This window comes from Nonomuraea sp. NPDC004186, assembly GCF_053603495.1.
On sequence record NZ_JBSGFQ010000072.1, the window covers coordinates 1 to 16858 of the forward strand.

Consider the following 16858-nt stretch of genomic DNA (forward strand, 5'->3'; position numbering starts at 1 on the left):
ACGGCGCCGGCGAGCAGGTTGCCGACCTGCAGGCCCACCGCGACGACCGCAGTGCCCACGCTGTTGCGCAGCACGTGCCGGATCGTGATCCGGGCTCTCCCGCCGTCCGGGGTTGCGGTCCTTTCGGGGGAAAGAAGCGCGAATGGCCGCGCCTCAGGCGGTCCTTCGGGGAAACGGGCGCGTGTGAGCCGCACCTCAAGCGGTCCCTCGGAGGGACGGGCGTGCCGCTCAGGTGGGGCGGTGGGCTCGCCGGGTCGGGAGGGCGGCGGTCAGCCGAGGGCCTTGAGGTATCGGCGCATGCGGCGCATGCGGCGCTTGGCCCGGTAGCCGGCCCGCAGCATCGAGGGATGCACCTCCACCCGCAGCCTGGCCCGCCGCCGCGCCGCCGCGTGCTCCGGCCCGTCCAGCAGCGATCGGGCCGGTACGCGCGGCCCTCCCGCCACCAGCCCGGCCAGCCGCCCGGCCCAGTCGTTGTGCGCCGGCGGGTGGAAGTAGTTGGCCTCGCACCACTCGGGAGAGGCCGCCCGGAAGCCGCCCTTCGCCAGGTCGTCGAGCGTGCCCAGCAGCCCGCTGCCCTCGAACACCAGGTTGATCATCTCGGCGCTGACGCCGAAGTCCTCCAGCACCAGCGACGGCACGCCCAGCGCGATCGCCTCCAGCGCCGCCGTCGAGCTCACCGTGACGAACCCGGCCGCCCGTTCGAGCTGGTCGTGCATCGACCCCGCCGCGAACTCCACCCGCCCCGGCTCGCCCATCTCCCGCCACAGCCGCTGGTAGTGGTGGCGCTCGTTGTGCGTCTGCCGCTCGTCCTCAAGGGCCCGCAGCTTGACCACCACGTCCAGCTCGGGCCGCAGCCGGGCCAGCTCGGCCAGCGCCAGCAGGATCCGCTCGCGGTCCTGGCGCTCCCGCGGCACCTTGGCCTGGGTGGCGAACACGACCCGGTTCCCGCCCCCGGCGACCACGTCGGAGCGCAGGAACGGCAGCCTGGCCAGCCCCACCGCCCCTCCCCCGCCGAGCCGGCCGGCGATCTCCGAGAACTCGGCCACCTCACGCTCGCTGTGCACCACGAACAGGTCGCACCCGCTGCGGAACAACCACGCCTTCTCCGTCGCCGGCACCGAGATGCCCGGCAGCCCGCTCACGAACACCGGCCGCGGCCGCAGGTCGCCGAGCACGTCGGCCACCAGCACGTCCACCACCGGGCCCGTGCAGGCCACCAGCACCACGTCCGGGCGCATGCGCTCGGCCAGCCGCCGCACGGACCGCGCCGAGACCACCGGCGGCGGCTCCAGACCGCCCACGGCGGCGGCGATCTGCTCCGGCGAGGGCGCGATCGGCGTGCGCACCACCACGAGCTCCGCCGTGCCACCGGGGGGAAGGTCGCCGAGCAGGCAGGCCGCCCACTTCAGATACGAGTCGGAGTCGGCGACCGCCAACACTTTCAACCGGACACTCCTGTCAGATGCGAGCGAAGGGCGGGGGCCGCCCTGCTGGTCCACCAGTCGTCAGGAACGTCCACGGGCTCCACGGCGACACCGCGCGGGCTGAGCAGCACCCGCAGCGAGGTGATCGCGGTCGAGGGCAGGCTGAGCACGCGCTGGCCCGCGTCCAGGCCGCGCAGCGTCAGCTCGGCCGGCGCGCCCACGTCGTGCACGGTGATGCCGGGGCGCTCCCTGATGAGGGCCACGTCCACGGGGTCCTCGCGGCGGTGCGGGTAGTACGCGAGCGGCTCCTGGGCCGCCAGGTCCGTCAGCCAGCGCAGGTAGTGGTCGCGGTGCACGAGCCCGTTGCGGACGAGCGAGGTGCCGAGGACGACCGTGCGCTCCGCGGGCCCCTCCGCGCTGGGCGGCTGGGCACGCAGCCAGTCGAACTGGTGGCGTACCAGGTTGATCCCGGCCTGCCGTACGCCGTCCGCCAGGGCCTCGTCCACGGGCAGGGCGGTGAAGACCGACACGTCGCTCAGGCGCAGCCGCAGCGCGGCCGCCAGGCCCAGCACGGAGCGCAGCTTGGTCGGCTGGGCCCTGGCCCGCAGCAACGGCCGGTACGGCCCCGCGGCCAGCAGCTCCAGCAGCCGGAGCGTGGCCAGCCCGTCGTCCACGATGACGATGCGTCCGGGACGCGAGGTGAGCCAGCGCACCTGCACCCTGCCGGAGAAGGCGTCACCGACGGCCTGCACGCGCCTGGGCATGCGCTCACGCGGCTCCGCCAGCTCCAGGCCGTCGGGCAGCCCCAGAGACCTCAGCTCCCGACGCGTGGCCTTCAACGGCCTCAGACCGGCACGCGGCACGACCACCGTCTCGGGGCCGAGCACGCCCGCGTAATGGGCCTCGACGGCGCACAGCATCTGGAGCGGTGACTCCACCCAGGCCGACGCCTGTTCGACCACTCCTGTCCTCCCAGCCGGGTGATGGCCCGTTCACGACCGCTTCAAGCTAGCCCCGCCGCCTTAAGCCACCAGAAACGCGACGTGAACAATGGAGAGTATGAACTCGCTCATGCTCAACACCGACGGCGTGCAGATCCCGCAGCTCGGCTACGGCGTCTGGCAGGTCCCCGCCGACGAGGCCGCCAAGGCCGTCGCGACCGCGCTCAAGGCCGGTTACCGGCACGTGGACACCGCCGCCGCGTACGGCAACGAAGAAGGCGTGGGGCAGGCCGTACGCGAAAGTGAGCTCCCGCGCCGGAAGCTGTTCGTGACCACCAAGCTGTGGAACGCCGACCACGGCCGCGCGGAGGCGGCCTTCGACGAGTCCCTGGCCCGGCTCGGCCTCGACTACATCGACCTTTTCCTCATCCACTGGCCGGTGCCGCAGCAGGACAAGTACGTGCAGGCGTGGAAGGCGATCGAGAAGATCTACCGTGACGGGCGGGCCAAGGCCATCGGCACCTCCAACTTCAGCATCGCCCACCTCACCCGCCTCATGAACGAGACCGACCTCGTTCCCTCCATCAACCAGATCGAGCTGCACCCGTACCTCCAGCAGCGCGAGCTGCGCGCCTTCCACGAGGCCAACGGCATCCTCACCGAGGCGTGGAGCCCGCTCGGCCAGGGCCAGGGCCTGCTGAACGACCCCGCGCTGGCCAAGCTGTCGGACAAGTGCGGCAAGACGCCCGCGCAGATCGTGCTCCGCTGGCACCTGCAGCTCGGCCACGTCGCGATCCCCAAGTCGGTCACCCCGGCGCGCATCGCCGAGAACATCGGCGTCTTCGACTTCATCCTCGACGCCGAGGACATGGCCGCCATCGGCGCGATGAACAGGGGCCAGCGGATCGGACCCGACCCCGACACGTTCAACATGACCTGACTCGTCTACGATCTCCCGCGTGCGGGATTTTGCGTGGGGCATAGCGGCGACAGGGAATATTGCGCGGACCGTCGGGGCGGCCATCGCGGCCGAACCGGGCATGCGGGTGGCCGCCGTCGGATCGAGGAACATGGGGCGGGCGCAGGCGCTGGCCGCCACGCTGGGGGCGGAGTCCGCGTACGACTCCTATGAGCGGCTCTGCGCCGACCCGGCCGTGGACGCGATCTACGTGGCGACGCCGCACGCCCAGCACCTGGAGGTGGCCGAGGTCGCCATCGCCGCGGGCAAGGCCGTGCTGTGCGAGAAGCCGCTGGCCGCCACCGTGGACGACGCGGAGAAGATGGTACGCCTGGCGCGCGAGGCGGGCGTGTTCCTGATGGAAGCGATGTGGATGCGGTTCAACCCGCTCGTCCAGAAGATCGCGGCCGACGAGCGCTTCGGCGACCTCCGCTCGGTGCACGCCTCCTTCGGCTTCGCCAAGTCCTACGACCCGGAGCACCGGCTGTGGGCGCCGGAGCTCGGCGGCGGGGCGCTCCTGGACCTGGGGATCTACCCGTTCGGGCTGGCCCAGCTGATCCTCGGCATGCCCTCCGACCTGCGGATCACCGGCACTCTGGCGCCCAACGGCGTCGACGCGGAGGCCGGCGGCGTGCTGCTCTACCCCGGTGGCAGGAAGGCTCTCGTGGAGACTTCGTTGCTCGGGAATTACCCGAACCATGCCAGTGTTGTAGGGACTCAGATGCGGGCGGACCTCCAGGCACCGTTCTGGGCCACGCCGCGGATTCTGCTCTCCGGGCCCTCCATGGAGCCGGAGGAGTACATCCTCGATCCGGCGGACAACGGGTACGCCGGGGAGCTCCGCGAGGTCCGGGCCGCGACGGCCGAAGGCAGGACCGAAAGTTCGATCATGCCGCTCGACGAATCCCTTGCCATGATGGGGCTTCTGGCCGAGGCTCGCAGGCAGGTCGCCTAGCTGGGCCTTTATCGATTTGTAACGCTCTTGCCTTATGCATTACGTTTGAGGCATTCTTGAGACATACGTCCGGTTTGTCCGGACTTGTCCGACCATCGCAAGACACATCACAGGAACGTCCTGTGACCGCTGAATCCGCCCTCGGGCGGAACCGGGGACCCACGTCCTTTGGGGTGAATCGGCACTTCGGTGCCGTAGGGCAGCTTCCACGTCCGAACCCGTCAGCTAACCCGGTAAGCGGCATGGAAGCAAGGAGTAAACCCCCTCGATGGCCAACATCCGCTTTACCTCCGCTGCGAAGACCAACATCGCCCGCGCCCTTCTCGGCGCCACCATCCTCGGGACCGCGTTCGGCGCCCACATGACCAGCGCCACCGCAGCGGACAAGCAGCCGATCGACACCGTCGCCGGCACCGCCACCGTCGCCGACCACGCCGAGCGCTCGCGCGAGGCCAAGGCCGGCGTCACCGCCGGCGAGGTCCTGGCCCTCGCCAAGTCCCAGGTCGGCATCACCGAGAACGCGGCCGGCGGCGGCACCAAGTTCCAGCGCTGGTACGCCAACTCGCAGCGCGCCGCGGAGACCATCGCCCGTGACGGCGGCAGCCGCGCCGACTACCTGAACGCCGCCTGGTGCGCGATGTTCGTCTCCTGGGTGGGCGACCAGACCGGCGCCCGCTCGCAGATCGGCTGGGACGCCTGGACCGTCGCCCACGCCAAGTGGTTCCAGGCCAACCACCGCTTCGGCACCGAGGCCAAGCCCGGCGCCATCGTGTACTTCTCGTGGAGCGGCAGCAAGAACCTCAACGACATCAAGCACGTCGGGTTCGTCGAGAAGGACAACGGCGACGGCACCATCTCGACCGTCGAGGGCAACACCGGCAACGGCAAGGTCGAGGAGCGCGTCCGTCCCAAGTCCCAGGTCGTCGGCTACGGCTACCCCCAGTACCGTTCCTGACCGGACTGTCCCCCTCCAGGCTGGACTTCCCCCAGGCGCCTACTGACCGGACTCCCCCAGGCACCTCCTGGCCGGCCTTCCCCCAGCGCCGAACGAGCGCGCGTCCCGCAACGGGACGCGCGCTCGTCGCGTTTCACCCCCGGCGAGTGCGGCGGCGTGCCGAGCGGAACCCGGCGACCGGTGCCGTTCGGCCGTCGCGTTTCACCCCCCGCGAGTGCGGCGGCCCGTCACCGGGGAAGACCCGAGGCGAACCGCCCGCGACCTCGCCAAGGAGCCGCCCACCATGCCAGCCGCGCGCAGACGCCCCGGAAGGCTGGTGCGGAGTGGGCTGCGACGGATCGCCGACGGGCTCTTCCCGCGCGGCGCCAACCCGCACGGCGTCCTGCCCGCCCTGCTGATCCTCCTGGCCTTCGTCACCGGCCTCGTGGACGCCGTCAGCTTCCTCGGCCTGGGCCGCGTCTTCGTCGCCAACATGACCGGCAACATCGTCTTCCTCAGCTTCGCCCTGGCCGGGGAGGCCCAGATGTCCAGATGGGCCTCCCCGGCGGCCCTCGTCGCCTTCGGAGCCGGTGCCTGGAGCGCCGGCCGGGTGATCAGGCGGACCGCGAACCCGCGGCGGGCGTTCGCCGCCGCCACCGCCGTACACGCGCTCCTCGTCGCCGCCACCCTCGCGATCGCCCTCACGGCCGGACACCGCACGACCTGGTCCCAGGCGGCCCTCATCGTGCTGCTCGCCTGCGGCATGGGCCTGCAGAACGCGTCCGTACGCGCGCTCGGCGTACCCGACCTGGTCACCAACGTCCTCACCACGACCCTCACGAGCCTGGCCGCCGACACGCCGGGCCGGGCCGCCCTGCGTCGATCCGCCTCCATTGCCGCGATGTTCCTCGGCGCCCTGACCGGCGCCCTCCTCCACCTCACGACCGGCCCCGCACCCGCCCTGGCGGCCGCCCTGGCCCTGCTCACCACCGTCGCCCTCGTCGCCCGCAGCGGTCTCAGCCGAGAAAGAACTCCGCCAGCGCCCGGGTGACCCCGGCCGGATCGTTCTCCATCGGGATGTGCCCCGCCCCGGGAACGCGCACCAGCGTCGTGTTCGGCACCTCGGCGGCGAAGCGCTCGGCGTACCGGACCTCCTGGAACGTGTCGTCCTCCCCCCACACCAGCAGCTTCGGCGTCCCATCGGCCCTGAGTGCGGGCACCAGGTCCAGCGTGTAACGGCTGTCGGCCGCGCCCGCCAGCGCCATCCACGACCGGCTCACCCGCGGGTCGTTCCACGGATCAAGGTAATCGGCCAGCTCCGCCTCGGTGGCCGGCCGGGCGAGCGCGGTGGTGACCGCCTTGCGGCGGGCGGCCAGCAGTTCCTCCACGGTCGTGGCCGCCACCACGGCCGGATCCCGGTAACGGGCCACGCCGGGCACCGGCCAGGAGTCGTATGTGACCGAGTTGACCAGCGCCAGCCGCCGCACCTCTGGCCTCCCCTCCACCAGCAGGTGCTGGGCGACCGCACCGCCGATGTCGTGCCCCGCCACCGAGAGCCGCTCCCCCGCGCCGACCGCGGCCGCGAACCGGGCCACCCACGCCGCCAGCGCCGGAACCGCCGCCGTCTCCGCCGTCAGCTCCCCGCCGGAACGCCCCAGCCCCGGCAGATCCACCGCCACAGGACGCAGCCCCGCCGCCGCCAGCCCGTCGATCACCGGCGCCCAGACCCGGCTCCAGTACGTGCCGTGCAACAGCAACACCACCGGGCCCCGCTCGCCCGACGTCAGATAGCTGGCCACGCGGCCGTCGACTTCGATCGTCATTCGCTCGAACATGGACATAACCATCATGTTCTGGAAGCGTCCCCGTCAAATACCAATTAAGGTATGTCGCTATGACATTGGCGCAGCTTAGGGCCCTGGTCGCGGTCGCCGAACACGGCGGCTTCACCGCCGCCGCCGAGCACACCGGCATGTCCCAGCCCGCGGTCAGCCGCGCCATCGCCGCCCTCGAACGCGAGCTCGGCGCCGCCCTGTTCGTCCGCCACCGCGACGGCATCGCCCTCACCGAGGCCGGCCGGCGAGCCCTCGCCCGCGCCCGCGAGACCCTGCGCCACTTCGACCTCATCCGCGCCGACGTGGCCGCCGCCAGCGGCCAGATCACCGGCGAACTCCGCCTGGCCAGTCTCCCCAGCGCCACCGGCACGCTCGTCGCCAAGCTGCTGCGCGCGTTCACCGACCGCTACCCGCAGGTCCGCGTACGCCTCTTCGAGGGCATGGACGACGACATCCGCGAATGGCTGCACCGCGGCGCCGCCGAGGTCGGCGTCGTCACCCTCCCCGCGCCCGGCCTGCACACCGTCCACCTGAGCACCCACGACATGGTCGCCGTGCTGCCCGCCGACCACCCCCTGGCCGCCCGCCCGGCCGTCACTCTCGCCGATCTGGAGGGCAGGCCGTTCATCCTGACCACCGCCGGCTGCCGTCCCCTCATCATGGGTGCGGCGCTGACGGCCCAGGTACGGCTCGACGTCGCCTTCGAGGCCAGCGGGCCCGCCGCCATCCTGGAGATGGTGGCCGCGGGGCTGGGCGTCAGCATCGTCCCGACCCTCGGCCTCCCCACCGACCTGGGCACCGTCGTCACCCGGCCCCTGGAGCCGAAGATGACCCGTTCGCTGGCCCTGGCCGTTCCGTCGGCGGACGACTGCCCCCCGACCACACGCGCCTTTCTCGACCAGCTCGGCTCCTTTACATTGTAGATCAGCGTGTACGTCGTCTACTTCTGATACGTTGTACACCAACTCGTCGCGAGGAGGGCGATCCATGGCTGCCCCGCGCAAGCCCGATGACAGGCCCCCGCTGTGGGCCCGCCTCGAGCGCCCGGCGCCCGCCCCCCGCCGGACCCTGTCCCCGCACCGCATCGCCACCGCCGCCGTGGGCGTCGCGGACGCGGAGGGCCTCGACGCCATCACCATGCGGCGGCTGGCCACCGAGCTGGGCGTCGCCCCGATGGCCGCGTACCGGTACGTGTCGGGCAAGGATGAGCTGCTGGAGCTGATGGCCGACCACGCCTACGGCGAGCTGGAGCTGCCCGGCGAGACGGCGGGATGGCGGGAGACGCTGCGGGAGATCGCCGTCAGGACGCGCGAGCTGATGCTGAAGCACCTCTGGCTCGCCCAGCTCCCGCCGAGCGCGATGCTCGCCGTCACCCCCAACCGCCTGGCGGTGGCGGAACGCGCGCTGCGCGCCGTCGACGGCCTTGACCTGGACGCCGACACCAAGATGACCGTCGTCAACACCGTCGGCTCCTACACGCATGGAGTCACCGGCGCCGAGATCGCGATGCGCCGGCTCATGGCGGGTCAGGGCTGGTCCAGCGAGCAGCAGGTCTACCTCAGCATGGCCCCGCAGCTCACGTACCTCCTCGACACCGGCCGCCACCCCGGCTTCCGGCAGTACATCTACGAGGGCAGGCACAAGGACCGGCCGGGCTGGCAGTTCGAGACCGGGCTCGAGTACGTTCTGGACGGCATCGCGGCCCGGCTGTTCGCGCGATGAATCTCTCGCGTACGTGTCGATCCCGCCTGTCGCCGTTCGACGCGTTCGACGGGAGCTCGAACCAGACGAAAGAGAGACGCCCATGAAATTCATGATCGTCGGCAAGGCCAACGCGGAGACCGAGGCCGGGGCGCTGCCCAGCCAGGAGGTCGTGGACAACATGCACGCCTACAACGAGGCGCTGACCAAGGCGGGCGTGCTGCTGGCGGCCGAAGGGCTCTACCCGAGCTCGCAGGGGGCCCAGATCGCGTACAGCGGCGGCAAGGCGACCGTGATCGACGGCCCCTTCGCCGAGGCCAAGGAGCTCATCGCCGGCTTCTGGCTGATCCAGGTCAAGTCCCGGGAAGAGGCGATCGAATGGGCGATGCGCGTGCCGGTGCCGCCGGGGTACGACGGGATCGGGCTGGACGTGTGGCGGGTGTTCGACGCTTCGGACGTACCGGACGATTCGCTGCCCGCGAGCGAGCGGGAACGCGAACAAGCACTACGCGACCGCCTCGGCGCCGACACGCCCAACCCCTGACCCACCCGCACGCGCCCGCCCCGGCACTCTCAGGGGACGGGACGCGGGTTGCCATCGGCGCCTTCGTGCTGCTCTCATGGGCCGGTGATGGCTTCCGACACCGACGACCTGGCCCAAGCCACCCCCCGCCGCGGGACGGAGACCCATCGGGCCATCGAGGCGGTGTGGCGGATCGAGGCGGCCCGGCTCATCGCCGGGCTCGCCGGGCTGGTGCGCGACGTCGGCCTGGCCGAGGAACTGGCCCAGGACGCGCTGGTCGCCGCCCTGGAGCAGTGGCCGGAGTCCGGCGTGCCCCGCAACCCCGGCGCCTGGCTGATGACGGTGTCGAAGCGCCGCGCCATCGACCTGATCCGCAGGAACGAACGCCTCGAACGTAACCTGATCGAGCTCGGCCACCGGCTCGACACGGACGAGGACCTGCCCGAGGTGGACGAGATCGAGGACGACCTCCTGCGGCTGGTGTTCACGGCGTGCCACCCGGCGCTCTCCGTGGAGGCCCGGGTGGCCCTCACGCTCCGCGTGCTCGGCGGCCTGACCACCGACGAGATCGCCCGGGCGTTCCTGGTCCCGGAGTCCACGGTGGCGCAGCGGATCGTCCGCGCCAAACGGACCCTGGCCGACAAGGAGATCCCCTTCGAGGTCCCCCAAGCCACCGAGCTGTCGGCGCTCCTGGAATCGGTCCTGGAGGTCATCTATCTGATCTTCAACGAGGGCTATTCGGCGACGGCCGGCGACGACTGGATGCGTCCCGCCCTGTGCGAGGACGCGCTCCGGCTGGGCCGGGTCCTGGCCGGCCTGATGCCCAAGGAGCCGGAGGTGCACGGCCTGGTCGCCCTCATGGAGATCCAGGCGTCCAGATCGGCGGCCCGGGTGAGCCCGTCCGGCGAGCCCATCCTCCTCCTCGACCAGAACCGCGCCCGCTGGGACCGGCTCCTCATCCACCGCGGCCTCACCGCCCTGGACCAGGCCGAGAAGCTGGGGGACGGCACGCTCGGCCCGTACACCCTCCAGGCCGCCATCGCCGCCTGCCACGCGCGCGCTCTCAACCCGGAGGACACCGACTGGGTACGCATCGCGAGCCTGTACGAGGCGCTGGCCAAGCTGTCCCGCTCCCCCATCGTCGAACTCAACCGGGCCGTCGCCCTCTCCATGGCCTACGGCCCGGCGGTCGGCCTCCAACTCCTCGACCAGATCGCCGACGAGCCGTCTCTCAAGGGCTATCACCTGCTGCCGAGCGTACGAGGAGACCTGCTGTTCAAGCTGGGCCGGACGGAGGAGGCCCGCACCGAGTTCGAGAGAGCGGCGGACATGACCCGCAACGCCCGCGAACGCACCCTCCTCCAGGAACGCGCCACCGCCTGCCGCACATAGGGCGGGCGACCCACAGGGTGGCGCCTCCGCGTTCAGGCTTGGCGCTGCACCACGGAGGGCCACACTACTCCGTACGGGTGGGTCCCGGTTCCTGGGCCACCCGCGCGGTAACCCGCCCACACCCTCCAGGACCTGTTCGACGGGCGGGGTCGGCGAGCGTAGCGAGCGGGGTTGGGGGGTCGAAGGGGGGCGTGAGCCCCCCTGGGAGGCGCTGTCTGGAGCTCCGTCGCGCGCAGCGCCCTCATTGCGGAAGGCCGTGCTGTTCGCCCCGAACCACGGGTGCGGCCCCGGGCTTCCGACTGGGGTTCTCACTGGTGGTGTGACCGGGAGAAAGCGTGGTGGGTGCGGGTGACATGCCCTTGATGCGACACAAAAGATGCCTCTTGAGGTGGGAGCGCTCCCAAGCCGCCCTTTGCGAGGTATAACGCGAAAAATCCTGTTCTAGAGTGACAAACCGCCTCATTGGTAACGGTTGCGTTTCGGTGGATTGACGTGCAGACCACGTAAGTGCACCCTTTGTGGGAGCGCTCCCAAAGACTCCCACCGCGGCGGAGCGCGAGCCGCGGTGCACTCCCCCAACATTCACCCGAGAAGGGGTCCACCCATGATGATCAGCAAGCGTCGCGGCGGTCTCGCCGCGGCCTCTGCCCTGGCCGTGGCGGCGCTGACCGTCGCGTCCTGCAGCTCCGGCGGCGGCACCGCGACGGGGTCCAGCAGCGCTCCCGCCTCCTCCGCGGCGGCTGAGCCGGTCACCATCCGCGTTCAGACCTTTGGCGGCGGCACCAACTTCGGCTACAAGAACGCCATCACGAAGTGGAACGCCGAGCACAAGGACATCCAGATCAAGGAAGAGCACCTGACCGACCAGTTCGAGCAGCAGTACTGGCCGCAGATGATCCAGTGGTTGCAGGCCGGCAACGGCGCCGGCGACGTGGTCGGCATCGACGAGGGCGGCATGGGCCTGGCCAAGGCCCATCCCGAATGGTGGGCCGACCTCAAGGAGTACGGCCTGGAGTCCCGCAAGGCGGACTTCCCGGCGTGGAAGTGGGAGAACGGCGTCACGGCCGACGGCAAGCTGTTCGGCCTGGGCACCGACATCGGCGGCATGAGCCTCTGCTACCGCACGGACCTGTTCAAGAAGGCCGGGCTGCCGACCGAGCGTGACAAGGTCAGCGCGCTCTGGCCGACCTGGGACGAGTTCATGAACGTCGCCAAGACGTTCCAGTCGAAGGTCAAGGGCACCAAGTTCGCCGACGGCACGAACACGCTCTACCAGGTCGTCCTCTACCAGGAGGCGGCCAAGAACGGCAACGTGACGTACTTCGACAAGGACAACAACCTCATCGTCGACAAGAACCCGGCGGTGAAGGCGGGCTTCGACTTCGCCACGAAGATGAGCCAGCAGGGCCTGACCGCCAAGCTGCGCAACTTCACCGACGAGTGGGCGGCGGGCACCCAGAAGGGCGCGTTCGCCACGGTCGGCTGCCCGTCCTGGATGCTCGGCGTGGTCAGCGGCAACGCCGGCGACGGCGGCAAGGGCAAGTGGGACGTGGCCAGCGTGCCGGGCGGCGGCGGCAACTGGGGCGGCTCCTGGCTGGCCGTGCCCAAGCAGTCGAAGCACCCGAAGGAAGCCGCGATGGTCGCCGACTTCCTGACCAACGCGCAGACCGAGGCGAGCATCTTCACGGACTTCGGCAACATGCCGAGCAACACGAAGGCCCAGCAGGACCCGGCCGTGCAGGGGGCGAAGAACGAGTTCTTCAACGACGCCCCCATCGGTGAGATCTTCGCCAAGTCCGCGTCGAGCCTGCAGCCGGTCTTCCTCGGCGTGAAGCACGCCCAGGTCAAGAACGCCATCGAGTCCGTCATCCAGGGCATGGACGACGGCTCCGTCCCGTACGACAAGGCCTGGCAGCAGCTGGTCGACGACGCGGTGAAGGCCGCGGGCTAGTCTCCCCGCCCGGCCCGCGAGCAGCGGGCCGGGCGTGTTGCCGACGACAAGCTGCCGAAAGGTTCCGTTATGAGCCTCGACACCCTTCCGCGGGCGGCGCGGAACAACCATCGCCGCGCCCGTCCGCCCGGCCACCGCTGGCGTTCACGATTCGACGTCAAAGCGATGCCGTACGCCCTGGTGTCCCCTTATTTCCTGCTGTTCGCCGCCTTCGGGCTCTTCCCGTTGGCCTTCACCCTGTACTACTCGCTCTACGACTACGACCTGGCCGGGACCGTGGAGTGGACCGGGCTGGGCAACTACACCGCCCTGCTCGGGGACGAGGACTTCTGGAACGCCGTGGTCAACACGGTGGGCATGTTCATCCTCGCCACCGTCCCCCAGATGATCCTCGCGCTGCTCCTGGCCAACGCGCTGAACAAGCGCCTGAAGCTCCGCCTGGCCATCCGCATGAGCGTGCTGCTGCCGCTGGTCACGTCGGTGGTCGCGGTCGCGGTGGTGTTCACGCAGCTGTACGCCCGCGACTGGGGCCTGGTCAACTGGATCCTGAGCGGGTTCGGCGTGGACAAGACGAACTGGCGGGCCGAGCGCATCCCGTCGTGGATCGCCATCGCCACCATGGTCGACTGGCGCTGGACCGGCTACAACGCGATCATCTTCCTGGCCGGCATGCAGACGATCCCCCGCGACCTGTACGAGGCCGCCGCGATCGACGGCGCGTCGCGGCGCAGGCAGTTCTGGCAGATCACGCTGCCGATGCTGCGCCCGACGATGATCTTCGTGGTGCTCAACTCCACGATCGGCGGCCTGACGCTGTTCTCCGAGCCGACCACGTTCTACAACGGCAACGTCGACGGCGGCTCGCAGGGACAGTTCCAGACGGTGGCCATGTTCATCGTCAAGCAGGGCTTCCGCGAGTTCGACTACGGCTACGCCGCGGCGGCCGCCTGGCTGCTGTTCCTGCTCATCCTCATAGGAGCGGCGATCAACTTCCTGTTCGTGCGCAGGATCGGGGGCACCCGATGAACAACTTCTCCCCGACCCTCGCCACCCGGCTCATGCTGGCCCTGGCCGTCCTGCTGTCGGCGTTCCCTCTGTACTGGATGCTCGTCATCGCCTCCCGTACGAACGCCGACGCCGTCGCGATGCCGCCGCCGTTCCTGCCGGGCGGGAACCTGGGCGAGAACATCGTCGCGGTGCTCAACAACGAGGACGCCAAGTTCCTGCTGGGCCTGACGAACTCGTTCATCGTGTCGAGCATCGTCACCGTCTCCGTGGTGATCATCTCCACGCTGGCCGGCTTCGCCTTCGCGAACCTGAGCTTCAAGGGCAGGAACCTGCTGCTGGTGCTCGTGCTGCTGACGATGGCGGTGCCGTTGCAGCAGATGGGCGTGGTGCCCCTCTACCGGCTCATGGTGAGCCTGGAGTGGACCGGCACGCTCAAGGCGGTCATCCTCCCGTACCTGCTCAACGGGTTCGGCGTGTTCCTGATGACGCAGTACACTCGCCAGGCCGTGCCGATGGAGCTGGTCGAGGCCGCCCGGGTGGACGGCGCCGCCACGCTGCGGATCTGGTGGAACGTCGTCCTGCCCGCCGTACGTCCGGGCATGGCGGTGCTCGGCATCAACACGTTCATGCTCATGTGGAACGACTTCATGTGGCCGCTGATCGTGCTGACCCCGGACAACCCGACCGTGCAGATCGCGATCACCTCGCTCAACGCCAGGTTCTCCACGAACTACACGTTGATCTTCGCGGGAACGGCGTTGTCCATCATTCCGCTCATCGCAGTATTCGTCGCATTCGGCCGCCAGATCGTCGGCGGCCTCATGGAAGGTGCGGTCAAGGCGTGACGACACAAGAGGAACAGACGCGTGCCGGGCTGCGCTTCCCTGCGGGCTTCACGTGGGGCGCGGCGACCTCGGCGTACCAGATCGAGGGCGCGGTCGACGAGGACGGGCGCGGCGTCTCCATCTGGGACACCTTCACCAAGACGCCGGGCCGGATTCTCAACGGCCACAACGCGGACGTGGCCATCGACCACTACCACCGGTACCGGGAAGACGTCCGGATCATGGCGGAGCTGGGCCTGTCGGCCTACCGCTTCTCGGTCTCCTGGCCCCGCATCCAGCCCACCGGCTCCGGCCGGACCAACCAGAAGGGTCTGGACTTCTACAAGCGGCTCGCCGACGAGCTCCGCCGGCACTCCATCGACCCCTGGCTCACCCTCTACCACTGGGACCTGCCCCAGGAGCTGGAGGACAAGGGCGGCTGGCCCAACCGCGACACGGCCTACCGCTTCGCCGACTACGCCGCGGTCGTGCACGAGGCGCTGAAGGACCACATCCACACCTTCAGCACCGTCAACGAGCCGTGGTGCGCCGCGTTCCTCGGCTACGCCTCGGGGGAGCACGCCCCCGGCAGGCGTGAGCCGCAGAACGCGATCAGGGGCGCGCACCACCTCAACCTGGCGCACGGGCTGGCCGTCCAGGCGATGGACGCCCGGCGCGTCGGCGGCTGCGTGAACCTGTACGCGGTCACCCCCGCGACCGACAGCGCGGAGGACCTGGAGGCCGCCCGGCGCATCGACGGGCTGCAGAACAGGTTCTTCCTGGACGCGCTGCTCACCGGCCGCTATCCGGAGGACGTGCTGGCCGACCTGCCGCTCGAGATCGACTTCATCGAGCCCGGCGACATGAAGACCATCAACGCACCCATCGACCTGCTGCTCGTCAACTACTACAGCCGCTTCACGGTCTCGGGAGCACCAGGCGGCAGGCAGTCGGCGGCGGCGGCCCCCACGGACTCGGCCTCGCCGTGGGTGGGCAGCGAGCACGTGTCGTTCGTCAGCGCCGGCTACCCGGTCACCGCGATGGGCTGGGAGATCGACGAGAGCGGCCTGGTGGAGGTGCTCACGAGGATCGCGCGGGAGTACCCGCCGATCCCCATGGTGGTCTCCGAGAACGGCGCCGCCTTCGAGGACGTGATCGAGGACGGCCGGATCCACGACCGGGAGCGGCAGGCGTACGTGGAGGCGCACCTCGGCGCCTGCAAGGCGGCCATCGAGGCCGGCGTGCCCCTGGAGGGCTATTTCGCCTGGTCACTGATGGACAACTTCGAGTGGGCCTGGGGCTACGGCAAGCGGTTCGGCCTGGTGCGCGTGGACTTCGAGACGCAGGAACGGCTGATCAAGGACAGCGCGCTCTGGTACTCGGAGATCATCCGGCAGAATAGGCGCCATGAACCGACCGACTCTTGAGGCAGTCGCGGCTCGGGCCGGGGTGGGCCGGGGCACGGTGTCTAGAGTCATCAACGGCTCGCCGAACGTCAGCGCCAAGGCCCGCGAGGCCGTGGAGCTGGCCATCCGCGAGCTGGGCTACGTGCCCAACCGTGCGGCGCGCGCCCTGGTGACGCGCCGCACCGACGCGGTGGCCCTGGTGGTGTCCGAGTCGCAGCTGCGGGTGTTCGACGACCCGTTCTTCGCGGGCACCATCCGCGGCATCGGCTCGGCGCTGTCGGAGACCGGGCTGCAGCTCATCCTGGCGATGGCCCGCACCACCGAGGAGTACGACCGGCTGGAGCACTACCTGACCGGGCAGCACGTCGACGGCGTGCTGCTCCTGTCGCTGCACGGCGCCGACCCGCTGCCGGGGCGGCTCGAGGAGATGGGCGTGCCGACCGTGCTCGGCGGCCGGCCCGTCGGGCTCGACCCCTACAGCTACGTCGACATGGACAACCGGGCGGGGGCCCGGCAGGCGGTCAAACACCTGCTGGGCCTCGGCCGCACGCGCATCGCCACCATCGCCGGTCATCAGGACATGGGCGTGGGCGTCGACCGTCTGGCCGGCTATCGCGACGCGCTGTTGCCCGCCGGGCTGCCGGAGCTGGTGGTGTACGGCGACTTCTCGGAGGAGAGCGGCTCGGCGGCGATGACCCAGCTGCTGGCGAGCCATCCCGATCTCGACGCGGTCTTCGCCGCGTCCGACCCGATGGCCCTGGGCGCGATGCGCGTGCTCAAGGCGGCGGGGCGGGCGATCCCGGAGGACGTGGCGGTGATCGGGTTCGACGACTCCAAGGCCGCGCTGCACGCCGACCCGCCGCTGACCACCGTCCACCAGCCGACCGAGCAGATGGGCCGGCAGATGGCGCAGCTGCTGGTGGCCCGGATCAACGGCGAGGAGCTGCGCCAGCCGGTCGTGATCCTCGACACCCACCTGGTACGCCGGCAGTCAGCGTGAAAGGCT

At 70.3% G+C, this 16858-nt stretch carries 17 protein-coding genes and 1 riboswitch; of the genes, 13 read left to right on the top strand and 4 right to left on the bottom strand.

All coding sequences use genetic code 11. The annotated features are described in order from the left end of the window. The 3 genes from ACWEPL_RS42320 to ACWEPL_RS42330 form a co-directional block, all read right to left on the bottom strand. On the bottom strand, positions 1–194 hold a 194-nt coding region (locus tag ACWEPL_RS42320; RefSeq protein WP_452439500.1), incomplete at its 3' end, for a hypothetical protein. Positions 195–269: 75 nt separating this feature from the next. Then, positions 270–1439 carry a DUF6716 putative glycosyltransferase gene (locus tag ACWEPL_RS42325; protein WP_452439529.1) on the bottom strand — a complete coding sequence of 390 codons (1170 nt, stop codon included), beginning with the start codon at positions 1437–1439 and terminating at the stop codon, positions 270–272. A 2-nt stretch (positions 1440–1441) separates the two neighbouring features. After that, positions 1442–2386 (bottom strand): hypothetical protein, encoded by a 945-nt coding sequence (locus ACWEPL_RS42330; RefSeq protein WP_350726835.1) that lies wholly within the window; start codon positions 2384–2386, stop codon positions 1442–1444. Between the two features lie 97 nt (positions 2387–2483). Between ACWEPL_RS42330 and ACWEPL_RS42335 the strand changes: the two genes are divergently transcribed. From ACWEPL_RS42335 to ACWEPL_RS42350, 4 genes are all read left to right on the top strand, one after another. Further along, positions 2484–3305 carry an aldo/keto reductase gene (locus ACWEPL_RS42335; protein WP_452439501.1) on the top strand — a complete coding sequence of 274 codons (822 nt, stop codon included), beginning with the start codon at positions 2484–2486 and terminating at the stop codon, positions 3303–3305. Positions 3306–3324: 19 nt separating this feature from the next. Beyond that, positions 3325–4278: a Gfo/Idh/MocA family protein gene (locus tag ACWEPL_RS42340; RefSeq protein ID WP_452439502.1), complete on the top strand. Its 954-nt coding sequence runs from the start codon at positions 3325–3327 to the stop codon at positions 4276–4278. A gap of 117 nt (positions 4279–4395) precedes the next feature. Further along, positions 4396–4533: riboswitch (cyclic di-AMP (ydaO/yuaA leader) on the top strand. Positions 4534–4546: 13 nt separating this feature from the next. Continuing rightward, a complete protein-coding gene (locus ACWEPL_RS42345; RefSeq protein WP_452439503.1) occupies positions 4547–5233 on the top strand; it encodes a CHAP domain-containing protein in 687 nt (228 codons plus the stop codon). A 283-nt stretch (positions 5234–5516) separates the two neighbouring features. Next, entirely contained in the window at positions 5517–6263 is a 747-nt protein-coding gene (locus ACWEPL_RS42350; RefSeq protein WP_452439504.1) for a YoaK family protein, read from the top strand. On the opposite strand, the gene ACWEPL_RS42355 is transcribed toward ACWEPL_RS42350, so the two are convergent. Beyond that, the gene (locus tag ACWEPL_RS42355; protein ID WP_452439505.1) at positions 6229–7035 is read right to left on the bottom strand and encodes an alpha/beta fold hydrolase; all 807 of its coding nucleotides are present in this window, start codon (positions 7033–7035) and stop codon (positions 6229–6231) included. The two genes, ACWEPL_RS42350 and ACWEPL_RS42355, sit on opposite strands and share 35 nt — an antisense overlap. A gap of 71 nt (positions 7036–7106) precedes the next feature. Here ACWEPL_RS42355 and ACWEPL_RS42360 point away from each other — a divergent pair, with 71 nt between their 5' ends. The 9 genes from ACWEPL_RS42360 (at position 7107) to ACWEPL_RS42400 (ending at position 16852) form a co-directional block, all read left to right on the top strand. Beyond that, on the top strand, positions 7107–7970 hold the full coding sequence (locus ACWEPL_RS42360; RefSeq protein ID WP_452439506.1) for a LysR family transcriptional regulator: 864 nt from the start codon (positions 7107–7109) through the stop codon (positions 7968–7970). Positions 7971–8034: 64 nt separating this feature from the next. Beyond that, entirely contained in the window at positions 8035–8769 is a 735-nt protein-coding gene (locus tag ACWEPL_RS42365; RefSeq protein ID WP_452439507.1) for a TetR/AcrR family transcriptional regulator, read from the top strand. 82 nt (positions 8770–8851) lie between these two features. Then, positions 8852–9292, top strand: a complete 441-nt coding sequence (locus ACWEPL_RS42370; protein ID WP_452439508.1) for a YciI family protein — start codon at positions 8852–8854, stop codon at positions 9290–9292. A gap of 87 nt (positions 9293–9379) precedes the next feature. Continuing rightward, positions 9380–10663, top strand: a complete 1284-nt coding sequence (locus tag ACWEPL_RS42375; protein WP_452439509.1) for an RNA polymerase sigma factor — start codon at positions 9380–9382, stop codon at positions 10661–10663. A gap of 604 nt (positions 10664–11267) precedes the next feature. After that, positions 11268–12614: an ABC transporter substrate-binding protein gene (locus ACWEPL_RS42380; RefSeq protein ID WP_350726817.1), complete on the top strand. Its 1347-nt coding sequence runs from the start codon at positions 11268–11270 to the stop codon at positions 12612–12614. Between the two features lie 69 nt (positions 12615–12683). Beyond that, positions 12684–13640, top strand: a complete 957-nt coding sequence (locus ACWEPL_RS42385; protein WP_363964233.1) for a carbohydrate ABC transporter permease — start codon at positions 12684–12686, stop codon at positions 13638–13640. Further along, positions 13637–14467, top strand: coding sequence for a carbohydrate ABC transporter permease (locus tag ACWEPL_RS42390; RefSeq protein ID WP_350726814.1), 831 nt, complete (start codon positions 13637–13639; stop codon positions 14465–14467). The genes ACWEPL_RS42385 and ACWEPL_RS42390 overlap by 4 nt, the downstream gene beginning before the upstream one ends. Further along, entirely contained in the window at positions 14464–15873 is a 1410-nt protein-coding gene (locus ACWEPL_RS42395) for a GH1 family beta-glucosidase (protein ID WP_452439510.1), read from the top strand. The genes ACWEPL_RS42390 and ACWEPL_RS42395 overlap by 4 nt, the downstream gene beginning before the upstream one ends. Next, positions 15854–16852 carry a LacI family DNA-binding transcriptional regulator gene (locus tag ACWEPL_RS42400; RefSeq protein ID WP_363964229.1) on the top strand — a complete coding sequence of 333 codons (999 nt, stop codon included), beginning with the start codon at positions 15854–15856 and terminating at the stop codon, positions 16850–16852. Before ACWEPL_RS42395 ends, ACWEPL_RS42400 begins: the two co-directional genes overlap by 20 nt. The last annotated feature ends 6 nt before the right edge of the window (positions 16853–16858 follow it).